Annotated in this window: 24 protein-coding genes; 23 read left to right on the top strand and 1 reads right to left on the bottom strand. The window is 31.3% G+C overall.

Annotation, left to right across the window (positions count from 1 at the left end; genetic code table 11):
- Positions 1-12 precede the first annotated feature (12 nt).
- From pyrF to SYNTR_RS05225, 3 genes are read left to right on the top strand one after another with little or no spacing between them, the layout of a single operon-like run.
- Positions 13-732, top strand: a complete 720-nt coding sequence (pyrF, locus tag SYNTR_RS05235; protein WP_156203540.1) for an orotidine-5'-phosphate decarboxylase — start codon at positions 13-15, stop codon at positions 730-732.
- A gap of 6 nt (positions 733-738) precedes the next feature.
- Complete coding sequence (pyrE, locus tag SYNTR_RS05230) at positions 739-1,317, top strand: orotate phosphoribosyltransferase (protein WP_156203539.1); 579 nt, start codon at positions 739-741, stop codon at positions 1,315-1,317.
- Positions 1,318-1,327: 10 nt separating this feature from the next.
- Positions 1,328-1,639 (top strand): hypothetical protein, encoded by a 312-nt coding sequence (locus SYNTR_RS05225; RefSeq protein ID WP_156203538.1) that lies wholly within the window; start codon positions 1,328-1,330, stop codon positions 1,637-1,639.
- A gap of 193 nt (positions 1,640-1,832) precedes the next feature.
- Here the strand turns inward: SYNTR_RS05225 and SYNTR_RS05220 are convergent, their stop codons facing one another.
- The gene (locus SYNTR_RS05220) at positions 1,833-3,623 is read right to left on the bottom strand and encodes an Rqc2 family fibronectin-binding protein (protein ID WP_156203537.1); all 1,791 of its coding nucleotides are present in this window, start codon (positions 3,621-3,623) and stop codon (positions 1,833-1,835) included.
- Positions 3,624-3,760: 137 nt separating this feature from the next.
- Here SYNTR_RS05220 and SYNTR_RS05215 point away from each other — a divergent pair, with 137 nt between their 5' ends.
- The 20 genes from SYNTR_RS05215 to SYNTR_RS05120 all read left to right on the top strand — a co-directional run bounded on the left by SYNTR_RS05215 (position 3,761) and on the right by SYNTR_RS05120 (position 25,506).
- Positions 3,761-4,201 (top strand): hypothetical protein, encoded by a 441-nt coding sequence (locus SYNTR_RS05215; RefSeq protein WP_156203536.1) that lies wholly within the window; start codon positions 3,761-3,763, stop codon positions 4,199-4,201.
- 83 nt (positions 4,202-4,284) lie between these two features.
- A complete protein-coding gene (gene dapB, locus SYNTR_RS05210; RefSeq protein WP_156203535.1) occupies positions 4,285-5,085 on the top strand; it encodes a 4-hydroxy-tetrahydrodipicolinate reductase in 801 nt (266 codons plus the stop codon).
- A 255-nt stretch (positions 5,086-5,340) separates the two neighbouring features.
- Complete coding sequence (gene dpsA, locus SYNTR_RS05205; protein WP_156203534.1) at positions 5,341-6,255, top strand: dipicolinate synthase subunit DpsA; 915 nt, start codon at positions 5,341-5,343, stop codon at positions 6,253-6,255.
- Positions 6,256-6,288: 33 nt separating this feature from the next.
- Positions 6,289-6,876 (top strand): dipicolinate synthase subunit B, encoded by a 588-nt coding sequence (locus SYNTR_RS05200; protein WP_156204701.1) that lies wholly within the window; start codon positions 6,289-6,291, stop codon positions 6,874-6,876.
- A gap of 67 nt (positions 6,877-6,943) precedes the next feature.
- Entirely contained in the window at positions 6,944-7,960 is a 1,017-nt protein-coding gene (locus SYNTR_RS05195; RefSeq protein ID WP_156203533.1) for an aspartate-semialdehyde dehydrogenase, read from the top strand.
- A gap of 14 nt (positions 7,961-7,974) precedes the next feature.
- Positions 7,975-9,204 (top strand): aspartate kinase, encoded by a 1,230-nt coding sequence (gene dapG / locus SYNTR_RS05190; RefSeq protein WP_156203532.1) that lies wholly within the window; start codon positions 7,975-7,977, stop codon positions 9,202-9,204.
- Positions 9,205-9,218: 14 nt separating this feature from the next.
- Positions 9,219-10,097, top strand: a complete 879-nt coding sequence (gene dapA / locus SYNTR_RS05185; protein ID WP_156203531.1) for a 4-hydroxy-tetrahydrodipicolinate synthase — start codon at positions 9,219-9,221, stop codon at positions 10,095-10,097.
- Between the two features lie 189 nt (positions 10,098-10,286).
- The gene (locus SYNTR_RS05180) at positions 10,287-11,951 is read left to right on the top strand and encodes a ribonuclease J (protein ID WP_156203530.1); all 1,665 of its coding nucleotides are present in this window, start codon (positions 10,287-10,289) and stop codon (positions 11,949-11,951) included.
- Positions 11,952-12,132: 181 nt separating this feature from the next.
- Entirely contained in the window at positions 12,133-12,852 is a 720-nt protein-coding gene (locus tag SYNTR_RS05175; RefSeq protein ID WP_156203529.1) for a ClpP family protease, read from the top strand.
- Positions 12,849-13,070: a YlzJ-like family protein gene (locus tag SYNTR_RS05170; RefSeq protein ID WP_156203528.1), complete on the top strand. Its 222-nt coding sequence runs from the start codon at positions 12,849-12,851 to the stop codon at positions 13,068-13,070. Before SYNTR_RS05175 ends, SYNTR_RS05170 begins: the two co-directional genes overlap by 4 nt.
- A gap of 166 nt (positions 13,071-13,236) precedes the next feature.
- Entirely contained in the window at positions 13,237-14,019 is a 783-nt protein-coding gene (locus SYNTR_RS05165) for an undecaprenyl-diphosphate phosphatase (protein ID WP_156203527.1), read from the top strand.
- A gap of 264 nt (positions 14,020-14,283) precedes the next feature.
- Positions 14,284-16,569, top strand: coding sequence for an FtsK/SpoIIIE family DNA translocase (locus tag SYNTR_RS05160; RefSeq protein ID WP_156203526.1), 2,286 nt, complete (start codon positions 14,284-14,286; stop codon positions 16,567-16,569).
- A gap of 56 nt (positions 16,570-16,625) precedes the next feature.
- A complete protein-coding gene (locus SYNTR_RS05155) occupies positions 16,626-17,597 on the top strand; it encodes a PfkB family carbohydrate kinase (protein WP_156203525.1) in 972 nt (323 codons plus the stop codon).
- Between the two features lie 59 nt (positions 17,598-17,656).
- Positions 17,657-18,388, top strand: a complete 732-nt coding sequence (locus SYNTR_RS05150) for a helix-turn-helix domain-containing protein (RefSeq protein ID WP_156203524.1) — start codon at positions 17,657-17,659, stop codon at positions 18,386-18,388.
- Between the two features lie 16 nt (positions 18,389-18,404).
- Positions 18,405-19,739: a 30S ribosomal protein S12 methylthiotransferase RimO gene (gene rimO, locus SYNTR_RS05145; RefSeq protein ID WP_156203523.1), complete on the top strand. Its 1,335-nt coding sequence runs from the start codon at positions 18,405-18,407 to the stop codon at positions 19,737-19,739.
- A complete protein-coding gene (gene pgsA, locus SYNTR_RS05140) occupies positions 19,726-20,256 on the top strand; it encodes a CDP-diacylglycerol--glycerol-3-phosphate 3-phosphatidyltransferase (RefSeq protein WP_156203522.1) in 531 nt (176 codons plus the stop codon). The genes rimO and pgsA overlap by 14 nt, the downstream gene beginning before the upstream one ends.
- Positions 20,257-20,345: 89 nt before the next feature.
- A complete protein-coding gene (locus SYNTR_RS05135; RefSeq protein ID WP_156203521.1) occupies positions 20,346-21,686 on the top strand; it encodes an acetyl-CoA hydrolase/transferase family protein in 1,341 nt (446 codons plus the stop codon).
- A gap of 250 nt (positions 21,687-21,936) precedes the next feature.
- Positions 21,937-22,473 (top strand): hypothetical protein, encoded by a 537-nt coding sequence (locus SYNTR_RS05130; protein ID WP_156203520.1) that lies wholly within the window; start codon positions 21,937-21,939, stop codon positions 22,471-22,473.
- Between the two features lie 7 nt (positions 22,474-22,480).
- Complete coding sequence (locus tag SYNTR_RS05125) at positions 22,481-23,968, top strand: AAA family ATPase (RefSeq protein WP_156203519.1); 1,488 nt, start codon at positions 22,481-22,483, stop codon at positions 23,966-23,968.
- A 296-nt stretch (positions 23,969-24,264) separates the two neighbouring features.
- The gene (locus tag SYNTR_RS05120) at positions 24,265-25,506 is read left to right on the top strand and encodes a competence/damage-inducible protein A (RefSeq protein WP_156203518.1); all 1,242 of its coding nucleotides are present in this window, start codon (positions 24,265-24,267) and stop codon (positions 25,504-25,506) included.
- The last annotated feature ends 8 nt before the right edge of the window (positions 25,507-25,514 follow it).

Here is a 25,514-nt window from a genome sequence, read left to right as displayed (position 1 = left end):
GAGGAATTGGATTTGCAGTCTAAAGATAGGATAGTTTTAGCACTTGATGTTGATACTAAAAATGAAGCCTTAGAATTAGTTGGAAAATTGAGTGATCACGTAGGAGTTTTTAAAGTAGGGATGCAGCTTTTTAATACTACTGGTCCAGATATAGTTAAAGAGATTAATGACTTAGGTGGTAAGGTTTTTGTAGATTTAAAATTTCATGATATACCTAATACAGTTGGGTCTGCAGCTAGGGTATTAACACGTTTAAACAGTTATATGTTTAATATTCATGCTGCTGGTGGTAAAAAGATGATGGAACAAGCAGCAAAAGACACTTTAAATGAAGCTGAAAAATTAGGCAAAAATTCACCACTTTTACTTGCAGTAACTGTATTAACAAGTATTTCACAAAAAGAATTGGAAGAAGAAATGTTTATTAGTGATTTAAAAATACCTGAATTGGTAGAAAAATGGGCTTTAATGGCCAAACAATCAGGAGTTACAGGCGTAGTTTGCTCTCCTCAGGAGATTGAAATAATTCGTAAGGCGTGTGGGTCAGATTTTGTAATAGTAACACCAGGTATTCGTCCATCTTGGTCAGAACAGAATGATCAAAAAAGAATTACTACACCTCGCCAAGCTTTAGAATTGGGTGCAGATTATATGGTTATAGGTAGACCAATTACAGAGGCAAAAGACCCAGTTGAAGCAGCACAAAGTATAATTGAAGAATTGGAGGCTTAAAATTTTATGTTAACTCATGAACAAATAATTAAAATATTTGAAGATTCTGGTGCCCTAATGGAAGGACACTTTAAACTAACCTCGGGTAGACACAGCAATCAATATATGCAGTGCGCTCAAGTATTGAAAAATCCAAACTATACAGAAAAACTTGCTATAGAAATAGCTGAGAGATTTAAAAATGATAATATTGAACTAGTAGTAGGTCCTGCAATGGGTGGAATTATAGTAGGGTATGAAGTAGCAAGACAATTTGGTATAACTAGTATATTTTGTGAAAGACAAGATGGAGAAATGACACTACGTAGAGGTTTTAGTATAAAAGAAGGACAAAGGGTTTTGGTTGTAGAAGATGTTGTGACAACTGGTGGATCAGTATTAGAGACTATCGAAGTAGTTAAAAAAGCAGGTGGAAATGTAGCTGGTGTAGCTGTATTAGTAGATAGAAGTGGTGGTAAAGCTGATTTTGGAGTTAAAAAAGAAGCTGTTTTAACTATGAATATTGAATCTTGGGAAGAAGAAAATTGTCCTTTATGTAAAGAAGGCAAATTACCTGCCATAAAACCAGGAAGCAGAAGCTCATAGGAGGGAAATAGTGAAGACATTTTTAAATGGAAAGGAAATGCAATTTGTAGATGGTGGCTATGAATATGTTTTTTCAAAACCATATAAACGATCTAATTCTGAAACAATAGAAAAAGGGAATGGTAATAAGTTATACATACAAATGTACGATAATGGGGTTATTATAAGAACCTTGATTGGTGAAAAGGAAGTAAATACTTTAATTAATAGAAATGTAGAAATAGACACTAAAAACAACAAGGTATATATATTAGAAAAAGATGATGAAGTAAAAAAACATGATGATGGATCAGTAGAAATAATAAAATCATCAACAGATTAATTATTTAACTGCAAAAAGCTAAACTCAGCCTTAAGTTTGTTGTAGTTACTTTTTGTAACAATATCATTATTAGATTTTAAAAGCGAATAATTTGAGTAGAAATAAAATCAATCAAACAGGCTAGATATTAATTTTTCTAGCCTGTTTTTTTGTTATATGGGATATATAAGTAATATATGCTTTTTTATTGATTTTAATTAGATTGGTTGTTTACTATGAATTTTTTATTATATTCAGATTGTGGATTTACAAGTATAGTTTTAAATTTATCATAGGTTACCATACCTGGTTTAGCCCCAGGTGGTTTGCGTACATTTAATCTAAAAGTATAGTCTATTTCAACCTTATCTGCATCTTGGGCATTACTAAAATATGCAGCTAAAGAAGCTGCTTCTTCAAGGGTATTATTAGGCAGTTCTTCTAGTTTATTAATTTTTTTATTGCAATTTATTATTACATGACTACCTGGAATATTTCTAGCATGTAGCCATATGTCATACCTATCTGCTTCTTTAGTAGTAAGAATATCATTTTGTCTATTGTTTCTGCCCACATAAATAATATAATTATCAGATGATAGGTATTTACGTGGTTGGCTTTTTTCTTGTTTTGCTTTACTTGTTTTACTTGATTTACTAGCTTTACTTTTTTCTTTTACATAACCTTCTTTTTCTAACTCTTCAATTATCTCTGCTATTTCACCATGTGTTTCTGCAAGTGAAATATTATGAATTACTGATTCTAGGTATGATATTTCTTTTTTGTTTTTAGCCATTAACTTTTCTAAGTGTTTTAAAGATTTTTGACTTTTATTATAAATTTTAAAATATCTTTGTGCATTTTCTATTGGTGTATACCTGGGATCTAGATCTATAGTTGTATAATTACCTGTATAAAAATTTTCTAATTCGGTTTTAGATTGTCCTTTTTTTATTTGATGGGAAAATGCAGTTATAAGCTCTCCCCAGACTTTGTATTTCTCATTTTTTATTGCTTTTTCGTAATCTCCTTGTTGATAGAAATCTTTCTTATATAATCTATCAAGATTGCTCTTCAAATTTTTTATCAAATTACTTTTTGTAGATTCTAATTTTAAGTGAGCTAATTTATTTGCATAGAAGTAATCACAAGCAAGATTCATAGACTCAAATTTTGTACAGTTATTTCCGATTTGAAATGGCGCAAAATCATTTAACTTGTTATCATTTTCAACTACACATGGATATATAACTCCTTTGTCTATGTCAGTTAAAAGAGATATTAAATAATTATATATTTTGGATAGTTCAAATTCTCCACATTGTTCTACTGGAGTGTTATTCTCTAGTCCTGCATTTAAACAAAGTTCTTTTGCAGAAAAAGGGCTAATTCCAGTAAATGTTCTAAAAAGTGCTTGAGGAAGCTTAGCTTCTGCATGATTTTCCCATATAGTTTTGGCAAAAACATCAAATTGAGTAATAAAAGGGTTTAATTTTCCTTGACTAGGAGGGAAAAGATATTCTTTTCCTGGAAGTACTTCACGGTATGAGCTTATATCACTTCCATATCTATTTATAGCATCTAGTATAATATTGTTATCTGGATCTATAAGTATTAGATTTGAGTGCTTGCCCATCAACTCGCAAACTAATGTTTTATCTTTCCATTCACCAAAATCGTTTAGGGCTTCTATTCTTATATGAACTATACGTTCTAACTCAAGTTGTTTTACCTCTTTGATTTTGCCGCCTTCTAGATGTTTGCGTAAAAGCATACAAAATGTTGGGGCTTTTTTAGGGTTTACTTTTTTTTCACTACTTATATGAAGTCTAGACCACTGGGGATTAGTAGATATTAGTAGTCGAAAACTACCAATACGTGGTTTTCTAAGAGATAAAATAATCTCATCTTTTTCAGGCTGATAAATTTTATCAATTCTAGAATCAATAAGATCAGCATTTAGTTCATGAGTAATAGCTTTAATTGTTATTCCATCAAAAGGCATAGAATTTCCTCCTTGTATTAGAAAAAGTATAGCATTTGTAATAATATTAAGACAAATAAGTTGTATAGTATTGTTAAGTCATTACTTATAATATTATATAGAGAGAATGACTACGTAAAAAAAACGAGGGTTTATTAATGAATGAAAAAATAGCAACCTTTTTTAAGGATATACTAAATGAAGTTTATTTAATTGAGAATAAAAAGTTGGAGATTTCAGGAGATATACTAAGATACAAAGACGAGATAAAGCGCCTTAATCTAATTTTAAAATTTGTAATTTGTGATCTAGATAAGCATAAATTATTTGAACAAGCGGCAATTGTTGCTATTAAAAATAATGAAAGTGAGATGATTAACCAAATTAAAAAATTCTATAGTCATACAGAACAAGAAAAAAATAAAGATTTAGTTGAGATAATACGATCTGAAATAAATTATGCAAATCGTTTTATAGAAGTTATAAGAAAACAATTGAAAATGCCAGCTAATACTACATTTGTTGAAAAAAGAATGGTTAAAGAAATAACTAAATTTATTACGGAGCAAGCAAGATTATACAAACAAGTAAATAAATAAATTAAGTTATAGTAAAATCTTGACTATAACAACAAAATATATAAAACTAGACTTTAAGATAATTAGGGAGGTTGAAACCAACAATGGCAGAAAAAATCAAAGTAATAATTACCGGTGCATTAGGGAAAATGGGTGTGGAAGCTGTTAAAGCTGTACACGAAGATAATGAACTATCTTTAGTTGGAGTTGTTGATGTAAAAGGAAAAGGAGAAAATTTTTCTGAAATAGTAAATAATAAGGAAATAAATTTAAATCTAGAAAATGACTTAGACAGAATAATTGCAAAAACTAAACCAGATGTGATGGTTGATTTTACAAATCCACAGGCAGTATTCAATAATGTTAAAACAGCTTTAAGTAATAAAATTACATGTGTTGTAGGAACAACTGGATTAAATGAGGTTGAATTAAATCAATTAGAAAAACTTGCTATAGAGCAGGAAGTTGGAGTTGCAGTGATTCCTAACTTTGCTATAGGGGCAGTTTTGATGATGAAATTTGCAAAAGATGCAGCTAAGTATTTTTCAGATGTAGAGGTTATAGAGTTACACCATGATCAAAAAATGGATGCACCTTCAGGAACAGCTATAAAAACGGCTCAAATGATTACGGAAAACAGAGAACAACGTCCGCCTCGTAATACAAAAGAGTTTGAAAAGGTTGCTGGAGCTCGTGGTGGGGATGTAAACCAAGTAAGAATACATAGTGTAAGATTACCTGGATTTATAGCACATCAAGAAGTAATATTTGGTGGTGTAGGACAAAGCTTGACTATAAGGCATGATTCTTATGATAGAGTAGGGTTTATGCCAGGTGTTATAATGGCTATTAAACATATGATTGAAACTAAAGGCTTAGTCTACGGATTAGAAAATATAATGTAGTTTAGGATAGCAGAGCTTATTTGCTTTGTCATGTGAAACAATTTGTTTCTATGGATTCACGTTACATTTAACATAATTTATAGTGCCAATTAGAAATATAAACTATAGAAGATAGGTTTAAAAAAATCTATCTTCTTTTTTGTATAATAATATGTAACTATAATTCTAGACAGGCACCACTTGCAATAGGAATACATATACTGCTATTAGTTGTAGCAATAAACAAATTAACCCAAAGCCAAAGGGGGTAAAAAGGTGAGTTCAGCACTTTCAGGACTTAAAATATCTGTTATTGGAGGAGATGAGAGAGAATTAATATTAATTTCAGAACTTGTGACAATGGGAGCTACTGTAACTGTAACTGGTTTTCCTAAAGATAGGGTTTGCCATGGTGCATTTGTAGTAGATAGTGTTAATGAAGCACTAAAAAGTGCTGAGGCAGTAATATTGCCTTTGCCAGGAACTAATACAGAAGGTGTTATTCGAGCAGTATTTGCAGAGAATCAACTTAAATTAACTGAACAAGGTATTGCTAATCTTGGTCCAAATAATTTAGTTATTATAGGATCTGCAAGAGAATACCTTAAGGAATGGTCTGAAAAATATGGGTTTAAACTTTTAGAAATTATTGAGATGGATGATTTAGCTATACTAAATTCAATACCCACAGCAGAAGGTGCAATACAAATAGCTATGGAGCAAACACCAATCACTATACATGGAAGTAATATTTGTGTTATAGGGTTTGGTCGAGTTGCTGTGACCTTAGCTAGAAGTTTAAAAGCATTAGGAGCCGAAGTTACTGCTGTTGCAAGAAATCAAGGTCAACTTGCAAGGGCTTATGAGATGGGGTTGAAAATAGCTGATTATGATCATCTTAAAGAGATTACAAATAATAGTGATATTATTTATAATACTGTTCCTGCAATGATGCTTGATAAGTCTACACTTAAATACTGTAATCCTGATGCTGTGATAATAGATTTAGCAGCACAACCAGGGGGTACTGATTTTGAAGCAGCAAACTCATATGGCCTTAAGGCAATTCTTGCTCCAGGGCTACCAGGAAAAGTAGCACCAACTACAGCAGGTAAAATTTTGGCTAATGTTATACCAAGATTAATAATTAATGAACTCGCCGATTCTAAAGGTAACTTGCTTTTTGGTTAGCAAGGAGGTGCTAAAGTGCAAGAAGTACAAGAAATTCGGTTGAAAGGTGTAAAAGTAGGTGTTGTTTTAACTGGTTCTCACTGTACTATAGATGATGCGTTAATTCAGCTTGATGCTTTAAAAAAAGAAGGTGCAGAAATTTACCCAATTCTATCAAATACAGTTGATAAAGTTGATAATCGCTTCTATAAAGTGAAGGACCTAAAGAGTGCTCTTGGTAATATAACTAAGAAACCAATTATTAATACTATTGTTGGTGCAGAACCTATAGGCCCACAAAAGTTTCTTGATATTGTTGTCATTGTTCCAGCCACAGGCAATACAATTGGCAAATTAGCAAATGGCATAGTTGATACTCCTGCTTTAATGGCAGCAAAGGCACAATTGAGAAATCAAAGACCAGTAGTTGTTGCTGTTTCTACAAATGATGCTTTATCAATAAACGCTAAAAATATAGGGCTATTATTAAATATGAAAAATATATATTTTGTACCATTTAGACAAGATGACCCAGTAGGAAAAGCAAATTCTGTGGTAGCGGATTTAGATAGATTAATTGACACGATTGTATGTGCCTTACGAGGAAAACAGATTCAGCCTGTTATGTTAGGGCCTGTATAAGCATTGAGCAAGGGAATGCTATTATGCTACAATACTAATTAGATATTTTTTACAGGAGGTAATTGTTTTGGCAGATGGAGTAAGATTAGCAGTTGTTGGTTCAACAGGAGCTGTTGGGCAAGAAATGTTACAAATATTAGAAGAAAGAAACATAAAAATAAAAGATTTAATATGTTTAGCAGATCCACGTGAGGAAGGAACAAAACTTAAGTTTAAAGGTGAAACGTTAACAGTTAAAGGAGCATCAGCAGATTCTTTTAAGAATGCTGATGTTGCTTTATTTGCTGTAGATAGTAATATAACTAAACACTTAGAACCATTAGCAAAACAAAATAATTGTGTGGTAATAGATAATAGCTCAGCATATAGGTTAGATGACAATGTTCCACTAGTAGTTCCTGAAGTAAACCCTCATGATATAGAATGGCATAAAGGCATAATAGCTAATCCAAACTGTTCTACGATTATAATGGCAGTAGCCATTAATCCTATTCATAAGGCTGCTGGTTTAAAAAGAGTAGTAGTTTCTACTTATCAAGCAGTTTCCGGTGCTGGTGTTGCTGGTATTAACGAATTAGATGAACATGTAAATAGCCATTTAAATAAATCAGAAATGATACCACAAACATTTCAATATCCGATAGCTTTTAATTTAATACCACATATAGATGTTTTCACAGATAATGGTTACTCCAAAGAAGAAATGAAAATGGTTAATGAAACAAGAAAAATTATGAATACACCGGAATTAAAAATATCTGCTACTGCAGTAAGAGTTCCAGTTTATAGAAGTCATTCCGAAGCTATAAATTTAGAAACAGAGAAAATATTATCAGTTGAGGAGACTAGAAGAATATTATCTGATTCTTCTGGCATAATAGTTCAAGATGATCCAACAAATAATATTTATCCAATGCCATTATACACTTCATATAAAGATGAGGTTTTTATTGGTAGGATAAGAAAAGATATCTCTAGTGATAATGGTCTATCATTTTGGGTCGTAGCTGACCAAATTAGAAAAGGTGCAGCAACAAATGCTGTACAAATTGCTGAGATAGTAGTTGATAAAAACCTTTATTAAGAAGGTGAATAATATTGAAAATTGTTGTTCAGAAGTTTGGCGGGACATCACTCGCTACTCCTGAGCTTAGAGAAAAAGTTTGTGAAACAATAATTGCAGCCAAAGAAGAAGGATATGCTATTGTTGTAGTGGTATCAGCTATGGGAAGAGTGAATGAACCCTATGCCACTGATACGTTAATAAATCTAGTTAAACAAATTAATGAGAATCCACCAAAACGTGAGCTAGATATGATAATGTCTTGCGGTGAAATATTGTCTGGTAGCTTATTAACTAGCAAGCTTATAGCCGAAGAAATAAAGAGTGTTTTTTTTACTGGTGAACAAGCTGGTATAATTACTGATGGAAACTATGGAGATGCCCATATACTATATGTAAATCCTAAAAAAATATTTGAGTATTTAGAAAATGATTTTGTTGTAGTAGTAGCAGGGTTTCAAGGTGTAACTGAAGAGGGAGAATTAACTACATTAGGTAGAGGGGGAAGTGACACTACTGCTAGCGCTCTAGGTGTTGCAATTAATGCAGAAGTAATAGATATTTTTACTGATGTCGAAGGTATTATGACTGCTGACCCAAGAGTGGTGGAAAATGCTCGGTTATTAGATGTGATAACCTACAATGAAGTTTGTCAGTTAGCTAGAGAAGGAGCTAAAGTAGTTCATCCTCGTGCTGTTGAAATAGCAATGCAAAAAAGTATTCCCTTAAGAATACGTTCAACCTTTACAAATTCGCTTGGTACTATGGTTACTCATAATATAAATGAAGCACAGACAATAAACATAATGAGAGATCGTCTGATAACAGGTATAACGTATACTTCAAATATTTCTCAAATAAGAATTTTAATTAATGACATAAAGGATAGAAAAGAAATAGAACTAAAAATTTTCAAATCTTTAGCTCTTGCTAATATAAGTGTTGATTTTATCAGTGTACAGCCAGACTTGATTATGTTTACCGTTTTTAAAGATTCCCTAGAAAAAGCATTAGAAGTATTAAAAAACCTTGATATATATCCTGAAATTGAGGTAGACTGTTCAAAAGTGGCAATAGTTGGAGCAGCTATGACAGGTATACCTGGAATTATGGCAAAGATAATGGAAGCATTAACTGAAGAAGATATAACATTACTTCAATCAGGGGATTCTTATACAAATATTTGGTGTTTAGTTAAAAAAACAGATATGCAAAAAGCAGTAAAGGCCCTTCACAACAAATTTCAGTTGGGGAATAAAAATTGAAGGATGGTGGAAAAATGAAAGATACTAAGCTATTAACGGCAATGATAACTCCTTACACAGAAGATTTAGAGGTAAACTATGCAAAAGCCGAAGAGGTAGCAGAATACCTAGCTAACAATGGAAATGATGGTATCGTAGTTTGTGGTACTACAGGAGAATCACCAGTATTATCAGTAGAAGAAAAAGTGAATATGTATAAGACAGTTAAAAACAAAGTAGGTGACAGAGTTAAGGTATGGGCTGGTACTGGTTCTAACTATACAAAAGGATCAGTAGAGTTGACTAAAAACGCAGAAAAAATAGGTGTAGATGGCATAATGGCTGTTGCACCTTACTATAACAAACCTTCTCAGGAGGGTATGTATCGTCATTTTAAAGCTATTGCCGAAAGCACTTCTTTACCAATTATGCTTTATAATGTACCTGGTAGAACAAGCTCTAACCTATTACCTGAAACAGTAGCTAGGTTAGCAGAAATAGACAATATATTAGCAATTAAAGAAGCTAGTGGTGATATGGATCAAGTATCTGCAATTAAAACAAAAACAGATGAAAAATTGGCTATTTATTCAGGAGATGATTCTTTAACTTTACCTATGCTAGCAATAGGAGGAGTTGGAGTTGTAAGTGTAGCTGCACATATTGTAGGAAATGAAATTAAGAGTATGATAGAAGCCTTTGATAAAGGAGAAACTAAAAAGGCTTTAGATATTCATAAAAACCTATTTTCTATATTTAAGGGATTATTTATTACATCTAATCCAGTGCCAGTAAAAGAATCCTTGAATTTAATGGGTATGAATGCAGGAAGCTTTAGGTTACCATTAATTCCAGCAACAAAAGAAGAGAAAGTTTATCTTAAAGATTTATTAAAAAAATATAAGAAATTATAAAAATAAGTAAAAATAATAAATTACTGAAAAAGATAGACTTTTAGTCTATCTTTTTCATTTTTAAATGAAAAATGTTAAGTTTACATTAATTTGCAAAGTTGTTAGATTCGAAACAATCAGATATAATAAGCAAAGCGGAATATTCGGATTTACTTATTAAAATTAAAAAAGAGTAAAGGAGGTGTTTGGATGTCAGATGCGGATTCACGTATACAACTTATTCCTCTGGGCGGTTTTGGTGAAATAGGCAAAAATATGCTAGCAGTTAAATATGAGGATACTATAATTGTTATAGATTGTGGTTTGATGTTTCCAGAAGAGGAATTATTAGGTATAGATGTTGTTATACCTGATATAAGTTATCTAGTAGAGAACAAAGAAAAAGTAAAAGCTATTTTACTTACTCATGGTCATGAAGATCATGTTGGAGCTTTACCATATGTATTAAAGGAGATTAATGTTCCTGTTTATGGAAGTCGACTAACAGTAGGTATAGTAGAAGGAAAGTTAAAAGAGCACAATATTAACAATGCAGACTTAAGAGTAGTGCGCCCAAGAGAAAAAGTATCAACTGGACCTATTGAAACTGAGTTTTTTAGAGTAAGTCATAGTATACCAGATTGTATGGGAGTGGCAATAAATACTCCATTAGGTATTGTATTGCATACCGGTGATATAAAACTAGATCAAACTCCTGTAGATGGACAGGTAGTTGATTTTAGAAAACTTGCTGAATACGGAGAAAAAGGTGTACTTGCTATGCTTGGAGATAGTACGAATGCTGATAGAACTGGTTTTACTATGTCCGAAAAAGTTGTAGGCAACACCTTTGAGGAGTTATTTGGAAAATGTAGTGGAAGAATAATTGTTACTACTTTTGCTTCTAATGTTCATAGAATACAACAGGTTGTGACTAATGCGGAAAAATACGGGCGTAAAGTTGCTGTTGTAGGAAGAAGCATGGTGAATAATGTTAAAATAGCTAAGGAACTAGGATATATTAATATATCAGAAGATGTATTAATTGAAATGGAAGATATAAAAAAATATCCACCTAACAAAGTAGTAATAATAACTACAGGTTCCCAAGGAGAGCCAATGTCAGCACTTACTAGAATGGCTACTGCAGATCATAGATGGGTGGTATTGCAACCAGGGGATACAGTAATAATATCTGCTACCCCCATTCCTGGAAATGAAAAACTTGTAGCTCGAACTGTTGATTTATTATTCCGCCAAGGAGCTGAGGTGATTTATGAAAAAGGTATAGGGGTACATGTTTCTGGGCATTCAGCTCAAGAAGAGTTGAAAATATTAATAAATCTAATCCGCCCAAAATATTTTATTCCTGTACACGGAGAATATCGCCATTTAATGAAACATGCTAAATTAGCGGAAAGTTTAGGGATACCACCTTCAAAAATATTTGTTGCTGAAAATGGACAAGTTATTGAGATAGGTAGAAAAAAGGCGACTTTTAATGGTAAGGTGGCTGCAGGTAAAGTTTTAGTGGATGGTCTTGGTGTTGGTGATGTAGGAAATATTGTACTTCGTGATCGTAAACAATTATCCCAAGATGGGATAATGATTGTAGTAGTAACTATAAATAAAGATAATAACGAAGTAGTTGCAGGTCCAGATATCGTAACAAGAGGTTTTGTTTATGTAAGAGAATCTGAACAGCTTATAGAAGACGCTAAAGAAAAAGCAAAAGAAGCTTTAGATATTTGTTATAAGAAAAACCTTACGGAATGGGCAGTTATAAAAGCTCAGGTTAGGGATAAGTTAGGTAAACATTTATATGAAAAAACAGGCCGTAGGCCAATGATATTACCAATAATCATGGAAGTTTAGTAAAAAAAGGCTGAGCCAAATTCGAGATAAAGTATTGACGAGTAGCGTGATAAACAATTTTGCTCAACTGGGTCTTAGTATAGCAGTAAACCAAAAAATACGCAGAATTATTTTCTGCGTATTTTTTTTTGCAAACAGGCAAATCTATATTTAAAGAACTTATTAGAAAGGAGCACTTAATTTGGATCAACAAAATCCTACGCCACAAGAACAGAATCCAAACCCTCAAGACCAAAACCAAGCCAAATTAGATAATATTAAAGAATTAGGGCAGGTAGATATTCCTAGTTTTAAAAGTGATATTCATTGTTTAACCATAACTGGACAAGTAGAAGGTCATATGGTGCTTCCTCCTCAGAATAAAACAACTAAATATGAACATGTTATTCCTCAGTTAGTTGCAGTTGAGGAAAATCCACAAATAAAAGGTTTATTAGTTGTGTTAAACACAGTTGGTGGTGATATTGAAGCAGGATTAGCACTTGCAGAAATGATTACAAGTCTTTCTAAACCAACGGTATCAATTATATTAGGTGGTGGACATTCTATTGGAGCTACAATAGCTGTAAGTTCTGATTATACTTTTATAGCTCCATCAGCAACAATGACTATACATCCAATACGATTAACTGGTCTTGTAATAGGTGTACCACAAACATATGAATACTTAGATAAAATGCAAGATCGAGTAGTTAATTTTGTTACTCAACATTCTAATGTTACCGACTCAAAGTTTAGGGAGTTAATGTTTAGAACAGGTGAATTAGCTAGAGATATTGGAACAGTACTTGTAGGAGAAGATGCAGTTGAATGTGGATTAATTGATGAAGTTGGTGGAATGAGTACAGCAATTGTAAAAATGAAAGAATTAATTAATCAGTCAGGAGGAACTTTACAATGATAGTATATACTCCAAATCCTTTTGAACTCATGGATTCCTCTGAAAAAGATAAAAAAGCTGTTACGGTGAAGCTACCTTCAGGTGGAGTTATGAATGTTGAGCCTATAGAATATAATAGTGTGAGAGTTTTGGAAATTAACAGTACTGATCCTGGCGATTTTTTAAATACTAATTATCAGCCTGGTAATATTATAACTTTGGATTTTCAAGTTAAATAAAAACTTAATTAATAAAAAGTTTGCTTAGCCCGATTCCCTAATATGAATTTAGCTTTTCGCAGAGTATCAAATATATTAAATTCTAAAGCTAAAAATTAATAATATACTTATTATAAAGCACGTCTTTTGACGTGCTTTATAATTTAGTAGTAGGGAGAGGGGCAATGTGACAATAATTGAGGCACTAATAATTGCATTGGTGCAGGGGATTACAGAATTTTTACCTGTTAGCAGCTCTGGACATATAGTTATTTTTCAATATTTACTTAATGTTGAAGAACCACCATTAACTTTTGGTATTATTGTACATTTAGGAACTCTTATAGCAGTTTTTGTAGCTTTTTGGCAAGATATAATTTCTATTCTTAAGAAACCTTTTTCACGTATTACTTTATTAATCATCATTGGATCAATTCCTGCAGCTCTAGTAGGATTTTTCCTAGAACCTTTAATAGAAAAAGCTTTTACTTCTTTATTAGTAGTTGGTATAGGACTGATTTTTACTGGCTTTATACTTAAATACTCTGAAAAATTATCGAATTTAAAATTGGGATTAAAGCTTGAGGAAAAAACATCTATTAAAGATATTATTGTGATAGGTAGTTTTCAAGCATTAGCAATTATACCTGGTATTTCGAGGTCTGGTGCAACCATAGCTGCAGGTTTAATTTCAGGACTTGATAGAGAATTTGCTGCTAGATTATCTTTTCTATTATCTATTCCTGTTATTTTAGGAGCAGCAGTTTTTCAACTTAGTGATGTTTTTGCTTCTGGAATTTATATCAAGAACTTACTTCCGTATGGTATAGGACTTATTTGTTCAGCTTTATTTGGATATTTAGCTATAAAGGTTGTAGTCAATTTAGTTAAATTTGGAAGACTTTCAGTTTTTGCATACTATGTCTGGGGTGTTGGTTTCTTTACTTTAGTAGCTTATTTTTTATTTTAAAAACAAATTTGGTTCTGCTGCAAAAAGTAGCTCAGCGATTCCATGGTCTAAGTTTAGCTTTTCGCAGTGAAACCAATTTCAAATATTCATTTAACTTCAGAGTGGTAAAAACCAGATTTAATCTGGTTCTTTTTTTTATAATTTAAAAAAAGGAAGGAATACAATAAATTCAATCGAAATAAAGTTGTATAGTTTTCCTAACCAAGAAACAATTTGGTTGTGTAGCAGGATTTTACGATAAGCTTATAGAGGTGATAATAATTAATGTCAAAAAATAATAGAACCAAGCCCACTAGATATAAAAAAACTAATAATAAAGAAAAGAAAAGTTATATAAGAGAAGAAATATTATCAATAATAGTGCTTATGATAGCCGTATTTGTTTATGTAGGCTTAAGAAATTATCAAGGTATTCCTGATAGTGACCAATTCATTGGTTTAATAGGTATTCAACTAATGAGATTAATAGATATTAGTTTTGGATTAGCTTCTATTTTAGTTCCTTTATTTCTCCTAATTTGGTCTATTCATATTGGTGTAATAAAAAAACTATGGTCGGTGAGAATGTGGGGCGTTGCTATTTTAGCAATTGCTATACTAATATCTATAAGCATCTATAATACTCCTAAAGGAATTACGTCTTTGGATGCAGGAATAAAAGGTCTTGGAGGAGGGTATATAGGTGGTTTTATTTCTTATTCATTAGTAACATTAGTTGGTAATATAGGTGCTGTAATTGCAATAATATTATCCTGTATATTAGCGATAATAATGATAATAGAAAAACCTATATCTGAGATTATAAAATTCTTGATAAATATAGTAAAAAAAACTAGAAATTATTTTGTTGACATTATGTATTACAAACCGGAAGAAAGCGAATCTAAAAAAGATGTTAAAAACTTGTCAGAAGAACCTTCAACTATAGATTCTACAAACACAGAGCCCGTAATAATAAATCATTTAGATACAGATAATAATTTACCACATATTTTAGAATCAAATAACACTGATTATGTTAAAGCTGATAAAACTGATAAATCTGATAAAACTGATAAAAAGCCAGTTAAAAGACAAAAAAACAAGAGTAAATCAGAACCAATAGATATTTCTTTTAATAAAACAGATAATGACTTAGATTTTATTTATAAAAAACCTCCATTAGAATTGTTAACTAATATAAATAATGAAAAAAGTGTAGATAAGAAAAATATCAAACAAAGCATATCTGTATTAGAAGATACATTTTCAAGTTTTGGCATAAAAGTAAAGGTTAATCAAGTAAGTTGTGGTCCAGCAATAACAAGATATGAACTAACTCCAGCTCCAGGTGTTAAAGTTAGTAAGATTTTAAGTTTAACTGATGACCTACAATTAAATCTTGCAGCACCTGGCATAAGAATGGAGGCACCTATTCCTGGAAAATCTGCTGTGGGTATTGAAGTTCCTAATAGTTTAATGGCAAGTGTAGGTTTAAAAAACCTACTAACATCATCATTATTTAAAAATTTAAATAGTCCTTTAGCATTTGCATTAGGTGAAGATATTGGTGGAAATCCTGTTGTAGCAAAATTAAAGGATATGCCTCATCTACTTATTGCAGGTTCAACAGGTTCAGGAAAAAGTGTATGCTTGAATTGTATAATAACGAGCTTTTTATATAATTCATCTCCTGATGAGTTAAAGTTAGTATTTATTGATCCTAAAATGGTTGAATTAACAGTTTTCAATGGAATCCCTCACTTAATGACTCCTGTTGTAACTGATCCTAAAAAAGCATCGGTAGTTTTACGTTGGATGGTTACAGAAATGGAGAAAAGGTATAGAATATTTGCAGAAAAAGGCGTTAGAGATATAAACCGTTATAATGAACTTAGTGAAGACTTTATGCCATATATTGTAATTATTATTGACGAACTAGCTGATTTAATGTTGGTTTCTCCTGTGGAAGTGGAGGATTCAATATGTCGATTAGCTCAAATGGCTCGAGCAGCAGGTATTCACTTAATTGTTGCTACTCAAAGACCATCAGTAGATGTTGTTACTGGATTAATAAAAGCTAATATTCCTTCTAGAATTGCATTTGCTGTATCGTCCCAAGCTGATTCTAGAACAATTCTAGATATGGGTGGAGCAGAAAAACTTTTAGGTAAAGGTGATATGCTATTTTTCCCAATAGGAGCTGTAAAACCATTTAGGATTCAAGGGGCATTTGTATCAGATAATGACATTGAAAACACTGTAAACTATATTAAATCCCAAGTGGTTGTTGAAGAAAAAGCAGAATTAACCAATGAACTAGAAAGCACGCTAGAAAAGTCTGATACAGATATTGGTGATGAATTATATTGGGATGCTGTTAAAATATTTGTTGATAATGGAAAAGCATCAGTTTCATTGTTACAAAGAAAATTAAGAATTGGTTATTCAAGAGCAGCTAGACTTGTTGATATGATGGAAGAAAGAGGTATAGTTTCAGAATTAGATAGTAATAAAAAAAGAGAGGTACTAATAGATAATCAACAATTTGAAAACCTATACTCTAATTAGAATCTATGTTAGTATTTGTCATAATGGAAAGTTATTAGGTAGGGGGGAGGGGGACTATGAGGCTTACCTCGCGTGAAAAGGAAATTTTAGATATTTTAAAAAAAGAACCCCTGATATCGCAGGAAGAGTTAGCTCTTCGCTTTAATATAACTAGATCATCAGTTGCAGTACATATTTCTAATTTAATGAAAAAGGGCGTTATATTAGGCAAAGGTTATGTTTTTAACGAAGAAATTCCTATAGTAGTTATTGGAGAATCTTCACTTGATATTCAAGTTACACAAAATGATGAAGATAAAATTGATATATTTTATGGTGGGTTTGCAAATGAGGTAAGTAAAGCATTAACAAATTTAGGTGCAAAGGTTAAGATTATAACATTAATTGGAAATGATGATTTAAGCACTAGTTTAATAGAAAATTTACAGAAACTAGACGTAGACTTGTCTAACATATATAAGCACCAACATAAGAGAAGTAGTAGGAAAATTATTGTTAACAATGTAATTGAATTTTCAGAAGGATTTTTATTAAATGATTATGAAGGACTTCTTAGTGAAAGAGAGTGGATTGCGTATAATAGTGAATGGTTAATAATTCAACCAAGTTTTCAAGAAATAGGATATAAACATTTAATTACCAAAAATGACTTAAGAATGATTCCTTCCTATTGTACATGTGTTTATGTAGATAACAATATACAAGAAATATCTGATATACTAAATGAATACTCTTTAGTGATTATTGGTACTAAAAATAACGAAATGTTGCAGGTTAATACTGAAAAAGGAATAGATATGGTTGAAAAAGGTGTAAGAGATGTAATTATAACTGATGGAACCAATAATATAATAACGATAAACAAAAAAGGAGTTAGTAGTTTACCATTATCTCCAAATCAAGAATTTAATTGCAAGAAACAACTTCATTTATTTTTAGCAGGTATTGTTTATGGATTATCACTGAAATTTCCTATGAGACAGGCTATAAGAATGGCTGTAGGTTTAGCCTCCTCAATTGATACATAAATCTAAATTTAAAATTAGCATAACTTAATATTAACGGTGGTTAGGAGTGAAAACAACGGATGGCAGATATAGGTGATAAATTTAGAAAAGAGCGATTAAGCAAGGGGTATACTTTAGAGGCAATAGAAGAAGAAACAAAAATTAGAAAACACTATTTAGATTCAATAGAAAACGAAGAGTTCGAGAACCTGCCTCCAAAGGTATATGCAGTTGGCTTTGTAAAAAGGTATGCAAAATTTTTGGATTTAGATCCCCAAGAAATGGCTGAAGAATTTTTGCAAATAGCATACGATAATACTCCTAACGAAGAGGTATTAGCCCAAATATCTAAACCTAATGAAGAAAAGCCTATAAGTTACTTTTCAAAAATTAATTACAAAAATATTTTAGCAGGCCTAATATTTTTATTTATAGCGATATTTTTAGGAAATATTTTAGTTGGTTATTTTTTAGATAAAGGATTTGGTGAACGTACTGAACAACCACCTCAAGTTGTTGATCCTAGAGACCCAGTTGAAAAAGAAAAAGAAATTACTGATGTAGAGGAAGAAGCTACAGTAAGTTTATTAATAGAAGCTAGTGAAAGATGTTGGTTAGAGATTGTAGTTGATGGAGAACAAAAATTTTCTGGTGTTTTAAATATTGGTGAAGAAATATTTTATGAAGGTGAGGAAGAGATTTTTATACATGCAGGAAATGCTGGAGGAATAAATTTAACATTAAATGGTGAAAAGCTTGAGCCTATAGGTGAAAGTTGGCAACCAGAAAAATTGACTTTTACAGCAGACTAAGGAGAAATTATATACAATGAATGTAGGTTTTATTAGTCTAGGATGTGCTAAGAACCAAGTTGATACTGAAGTAATGATGGGAATTTTAAAAAGTAATGGTTATAAAATTGTAAATAAACTAGAGGTAGCAGAAATAGTTATTATAAATACTTGTGGATTTATAACTGAGGCTAAAGAAGAAGCAATAGATAATATATTAAAAACTAGTGAACTAAAAAAATATGGACAGTTAAAATATCTTATTGCAACTGGTTGTCTCATACAACGATATGGAGAAGAAATAATTAGGGAAATACCTGAATTAGATGGTATAATAGGCATTTCATCTTTTGTGAATATAGATAAGGCAATTAAAAAAATAATCAATAAGCAACAAAAAGTATTTATTGATTATCCAACAGTTCATTATATAGAAGAGGGTCCAAGAATACTATCTACACCACCAGGCTGGGCTTATGTTAAAATTGCAGAAGGATGTAATAATAAATGTAGTTATTGTGCAATTCCACTAATTCGTGGCAACTTAAGGTCGCGACCATATGATAATATTATAAAAGAATCTAAAAAATTAGTATCATTAAACAAAATTAAAGAATTAGTAATTATAGCACAAGATACAACTTCATATGGAAATGAATTAATTGGTCACCCTAATTTAAAAACTCTTCTTGAAGAGTTATGTTCTATAGAGGGACTTGAATGGATACGTTTAATGTATGTTCATCCATCAAATTTAAATGAGGACATAATAAACCTCATTAAAAAACATGAAAAAATCGTTCCATATTTGGATATACCTATTCAGCATGCTTCAAATAAAATATTGCAAAGTATGAATAGAAAACATAATATTGATCATTTATATAAACTTATTGAAAATCTAAAAACTGATATAAAAGATATAGTATTGCGTACTACTGTTATGTTAGGTTATCCAGGAGAAACACAAGATGATTTTAATAAATTATGTGAATTTATCTTAGCCGCCGAATTTGATTGGCTAGGGGCATTTTGTTATGTTTCAGAGGAAGGCACAAGTGCATCTACCTTGCCTAACCAAATACCAGAGGAAGTAAAACAACATAGGAAAGATGAAATATTAAGGATTCAAAGTAAAATAACTAGAAATAAAAATATAGCTCGAATAGACCGTGAAGAAAAAATATTAGTTACATCTAGATTAGATAAGAACCTTTATTTGGGAAGAGGTTATTTTCAAGCTCCTGATGTTGATGGTGTTACAATAATCAAGACTGATAAAAGCTTAAAATTAGGAGAATTTAGCCCGGTTAAATTTAAAGGTGTTAGAAATTATGATATGATTGGGGAATATATACATGAATCTACCTAATATATTAACGATATCAAGAATATTATTAGTACCTGTTTTTGTTCTTATTTTATTAATAAATGTACCATATGGTGATTATTTAGCTGCAGCAGTTTTTATAATTGCTGCTTTAACGGATAGTTTAGATGGATATTTAGCAAGAAAATGGAAACAAGTAACTAAATTAGGAATAATATTAGATCCATTAGCTGATAAGCTCTTAATAACAGCAGCACTTATAAGTTTAGTAGAACTTGGGAAAATACCTGGATGGATAGCAATAGTAATAATCGGAAGAGAATTTGCAGTTTCAGGTCTAAGAGCTGTTAAAGCTGAGGATGGAATTGTTATTCCTGCAAGTAAATTAGGTAAATTAAAGACAATAACTCAAGTTGTTGCTGTATTATTAATAATTTTGCAAAATATATATTATTCTTTTATTAATATCCCACTAGGGGATTATGCAATTTATATTGCTGTTGTAATTACTATAGCATCTGGGTTAGAATACTTTTATAAATATAAAATAAGTTCTTAATAAATTAAAAATATTAAAAATTATTTTGTAGTATTTTTTACCTTGTGAATTAAATTATTTCACAAGGTTTTTTTGGGAGGTAGTACGGAGTGCACTTAAAAAGTGAATATCAAAATAAGCTAGTTTTAGCAGAAGAAGCTGTACAAGTTATTGAATCAGGTGATTGGATTGATTATGGTTTTGGTTTAACAGGGCCTTATGAATTAGATAAGGCACTAGCTAGGAGAAAGGATGAGTTATTTAATGTAAATATAAGGAATACTTTAGGATTATGGCCTCATTTTTCAATAGATTCTGATCCAACAGGAGAACATTTTACATTAAATACTTGGCATTTCAGTAGTGCGGCTCGTGAGTTTTATAGTAAAGGCTTAGCATATTACATACCAATGAAGTTTAATGAACTACCAATGCTAACTAGAAATGACTGTATTCCTGCAAGAGTTTTTATGGCGAGTGTTAGTCCCATGGATAACCATGGATTTTTCAGTTTTGGTGTAGGTGCAGCAGGAAATATGGCATCTATTGAAAATGCTGAATATGTGATATTAGAAGTAAATGAAAACATACCTAGAGTTTTAGGAGGAAACCAAGAAAATATTCATATTTCTCAAGTAAATTTTGTGGTTGAAGGACCTAATCCAGAATTACTAACCCTGCCTGCTACTGAACCATCAGAAACAGATAAAAAGATAGCGCAAAATATAATTCATAAGCTTTATGATGGATGTTGTATACAGCTTGGAATTGGTGGAATACCTAGCGCAGTAGGCAATCTAGTTGCGCAATCAGACTTAAAGGATTTAGGTGTTCATACAGAGATGTATGTTGATGCTTATATAAAGATGACTAAAGCAGGTAAAATTACAGGTTTAAGAAAAAGTATTGATAAATATAAGCAAGTATTTTCTTTTGCACTAGGGAGTCAAGAATTGTATGAATTTATAGATGATAATCCTGGTGTAGCTGCCTATTCAGTTGATTATACTAATAATCCATATATTATTTCTCAAATAGATGATTTTGTATCAATAAATGCATGTATAGAAGTTGATCTTTTTGGTCAGGTTTCATCAGAAACAGTAGGGACAAGGCATATTAGTGGAACTGGTGGACAAGTAGATTTTGTTGAAGGTGCATATCGTTCTAAAAATGGTCAAAGCTTTATATGTATGCCATCAACTTATAAAACATCTAATCAAGTAACTTCACGAATAAAGCCTATACTTGCTCATGGCACAGTGGTAACAGGTACTAGATCAGCTACTCATATGATAGTAACCGAATATGGAATTGCTAATATGAAGGGAAAAAGTACTTGGGAAAGGGCAGAAGCACTAATTAATATTTCACACCCAAGTTTTAGAGATGAATTAATAAAGGAAGCTTCTGCTATGAAAATATGGAGAAAAAGCAATAAAATCAAATAGTTATTAACTAATGATAATATAGCTACAAAATCAAGATAAAGACAGAAGAGTGGCGTGATAAACATGTTTGCCAGTCGATCATAGTATAATTTTAGCTTTTCGCAGTGAAACAACTTTATAATACGAACAGAAGAACTCGGCGAAAGCCGAGTTTTTACCTTGAAGTTAACTCCCCAATTTACCATATTTTATGTACAGAACAGGACTTAGGTCTATGTTATAATTACTTAGTACAAAGGGGGGAGTACTAATGCAAAACAAACCACAATTTAGAATAATAATAGCTCTTATATCCCTTGTTGTCGTATTAGGTTTATTATTTGGAGGGTATAACTTATATAATACTATAGGTGTTCACAACCCTGTTAAAGGAGAATTATCTGAGATTCCTGAAATACAAGATGTAAAAATTGAAAAAGTAGATCGAAAAGATGTTTTTAAAATACAGTTAGGAAAAACAACTAATCTAAAAAAAGTATATACAGATACAACAAAAGTATTAAATAGCAAATATGATCCTGAAAACTACGAATTAATTATATTAGATAATAGTAATAATGAACTTGAAAAAGCTTATGATAATTTGCACTTAGCAATATATGAAGCTATAGCTAACAATCAATTTTTATGGTTGGATAAGCAATTAGAAGAAAAACAAAAGAATTATGATTATAAGCTTTTTGTAGATGAAGAAAATCTATATCTTCAACTAGAACAAGAAAATTATTATATATACAAAGTATTAGATAGATCTACAGCAGTAGTTAATATAAAAAAGGAGGTGTAGCAAATAAATGAAGAAAGAAATAGCAACAGGATCAGGTGTAGCTGGAATTATTTTTCTAGCAATTTTGGGCTTAAATGTATTCCCTTTCGTCTTATTTGCTCTCCTAATTGGTGGATTTTTCTACTTTATGATGAATCAAGGAAAAATGAAATTAGCTAATGTAGGCGAAAACATTAAGAATACTAACTTTATGAAGTTTGAAGATATTGGCGGCCAAGATTCAGCAATAAACGAATTGAAGGAAGCTTTACAATTTTTATTAAAACCTGATAATACGAAAAAAATGGGTATAAGACCATTAAAAGGGGTATTACTTGTTGGTCCACCAGGTACAGGTAAGACATTATTAGCTAGAGCAGCTGCTGGATATACTAGTTCTGAATATATAGCAGCATCTGGTAGTGAATTTATTGAAATGTATGCAGGTGTTGGTGCAAAAAGAATTAGACAACTTTTTAGTGATGCTAGGAAAAAAGCTAGTAACTCAAAGAATAAAAGTGCAATAATTTTTATTGATGAACTAGAGGTATTAGGTTCTAAACGTGGTGGAAATTCAAGTCATATGGAATATGATCAAACATTAAATCAATTATTAGTAGAAATGGATGGAATTAATCCTGATGATGAAACCAGAATATTACTGGTAGGAGCTACAAATAGAGCAGATATGTTAGATCCTGCTTTAATAAGACCAGGCCGTTTTGATCGTCAAGTACAAGTTACTTTACCTGACAAAAGCGGTAGATCAAAAATTTTTAGCATTCATACAAAAAATAAACCTTTAGCAGAAGATATTGATATTGATGATATAGCTAGAGCAACTTTTGGCTTTTCAGGTGCCCAATTAGAAAGTTTATCAAATGAAGCAGCTATTCTAGCATTAAGAGAAGATGCTCAAAAAATAGAACATCGTCATTTCATTGAGGCAATTGATAAAGTAATAATGGGTGAAAAATTAGATCGTAGACCTAGTCAGAAAGAGGTCGAAAGAGTAAGTGTTCATGAAAGTGGTCATGCATTAATCAGTGAGCTTGTTGAAGAAGGCTCAGTATCATCACTTACAATTGTTCCTCGTGGAAAAGCATTAGGGTTTATGAGAAAATCATCTCAAGATGATCAATATTTATACACTCGTTCAGAGCTAGAAAAGCATATAATGGTTGCACTTGCTGGTGCAATTGCTGAAGATTTTAAATATGGAAATAGAAGCACAGGAGCTAAAAACGATTTTAATCAAGCCTGGAAGGTTTCAAGGGAAATAGTTGAATCTGGTTTATCTTCATTGGGAGTAGTTAGCATTGAAGAAGTGCCTAAGGAAAAACTTTATAATGAATGTAAGGAAATACTAGTTAATTTAGAGAAAGAAACTGAACAATTATTAAAAGATAATATTAATACACTATACAATATTTCAGAGCATCTATTACAGGAGGAATCTCTAGATAGACGAGCTTTTGTAAAGCTATTAAACTCTAACAATAAGTTAGCTGTATAATAAAGTTTCATTTAAACCCTGCATTAAATTGCAGGGTTTTTTTATGTTAATAAAAAAGAGATTCTGCTGTAAAAAGAAACTACAAAAAATTTAAGACTGAGTAAACATGTTTACTCAGCCGATTCCATAGTCTAAGTTTAGCTTTTCGTAGTGAAACCAAAAGTTTATAATAAGAAAATATAGTTCTACTGTAAAAATTAAATTTATTACTAATAAAAATTTAAAAACAAGAACTGACTTATTTATAATAAGCCTGGAAATGCAAGGCAGTTGGATAAAATTAGGGAGGAATTAAAGTGAAAACTGCATATTTAATATCTACAGGAACTGAACTGTTGTTAGGATTAACATTAGATACTAATTCAATTTTCATTTCAGAAAGACTAGAGAAATTAGGTGTTAAGGTTATTGGTAAGAGTATTGTGGGAGACAATAAAGAAAATTTAATAAAAGCATTTAAGCTTGGATTAGAATCTGCCGATGTTGTGATTACCACTGGTGGATTAGGACCTACAAAAGATGATTTAACAAAGGAAATAGCATGTGAAGTTCTAGGTATTCAATCTGTTTTAAATAAGAAAGTAGAAGATAATTTGCAAAATTTTTTTGCTAAAAGAAATAGAGATATGCCTAAAAGCAATATAAAACAGGCTATGTTTCCCAAAGATGCTATCATATTAAAAAACTCAATAGGTACAGCACCAGGGATGTACATAGACAAAGGAAACAAAAAAACAATTCTGCTACCTGGTCCACCTAATGAAATGAGAAAGATGTATGAAGATGAGGTGGAACCACTTTTAATAAGAGAATTAAATCTTGAAGAGAAAAAAATTGCTACCAAAGTTATAAAGGTAATAGGTCCGGGAGAATCTCAAATTGAAGAGATGATTGCCGAAGTTATGAATAATCCTAATGGCTGTAGTATTGTTTTACTTGCACATGAAGGAGAAGTGCATATTAGGGTAACAGCTGATAGAAAAGATTTTAAAGAAAGTCAAGAAAACCTTGATATAGTCGTCAATAATATTATTGAAAAAACATCGAATTATATTTATGGGTATGATGAAGAAACATTACCTTCTAATATAGTAAAATTATTAGATAAAAAAGGAAAAACAATTGCTTTTGCTGAATCTTGTACAGGAGGACTTATATCAAAATTAATTACTGATGTACCGGGTAGTTCAAGTGTGTTTTGGGGCACAATAGTATCATATAGTAATAAATCAAAGATAGGTTTATTAGATGTTAAGGAAAATACAATAAATAAAAATGGTGCTGTTAGTGAGGAAACTGCATATGAAATGGCAAAAGGAGCTTTAAAGGTATCAGATGCAGATATAGGAGTTGCGGTTACTGGTATAGCTGGTCCTGATGGTGGGACTGAGCAAAAACCTGTTGGTGAAGTTTATATAGCAATTGCTTTTAACAATTATTGTACAGTAAAAAAGTTGCGTTTTGTAGGAGATCGAGATGCAATTCGAATGTTAACAGCAAAATCAGCACTAGATTTAATAAGAAAAAAAATAAAATAATTGTAATG

The organism is Candidatus Syntrophocurvum alkaliphilum, from assembly GCF_009734445.1.
Classification (GTDB): Bacteria; Bacillota; Syntrophomonadia; order Syntrophomonadales; family Syntrophomonadaceae; genus Syntrophocurvum; species Syntrophocurvum alkaliphilum.
This window is presented reverse-complemented; position numbering and strand designations above follow the sequence as displayed.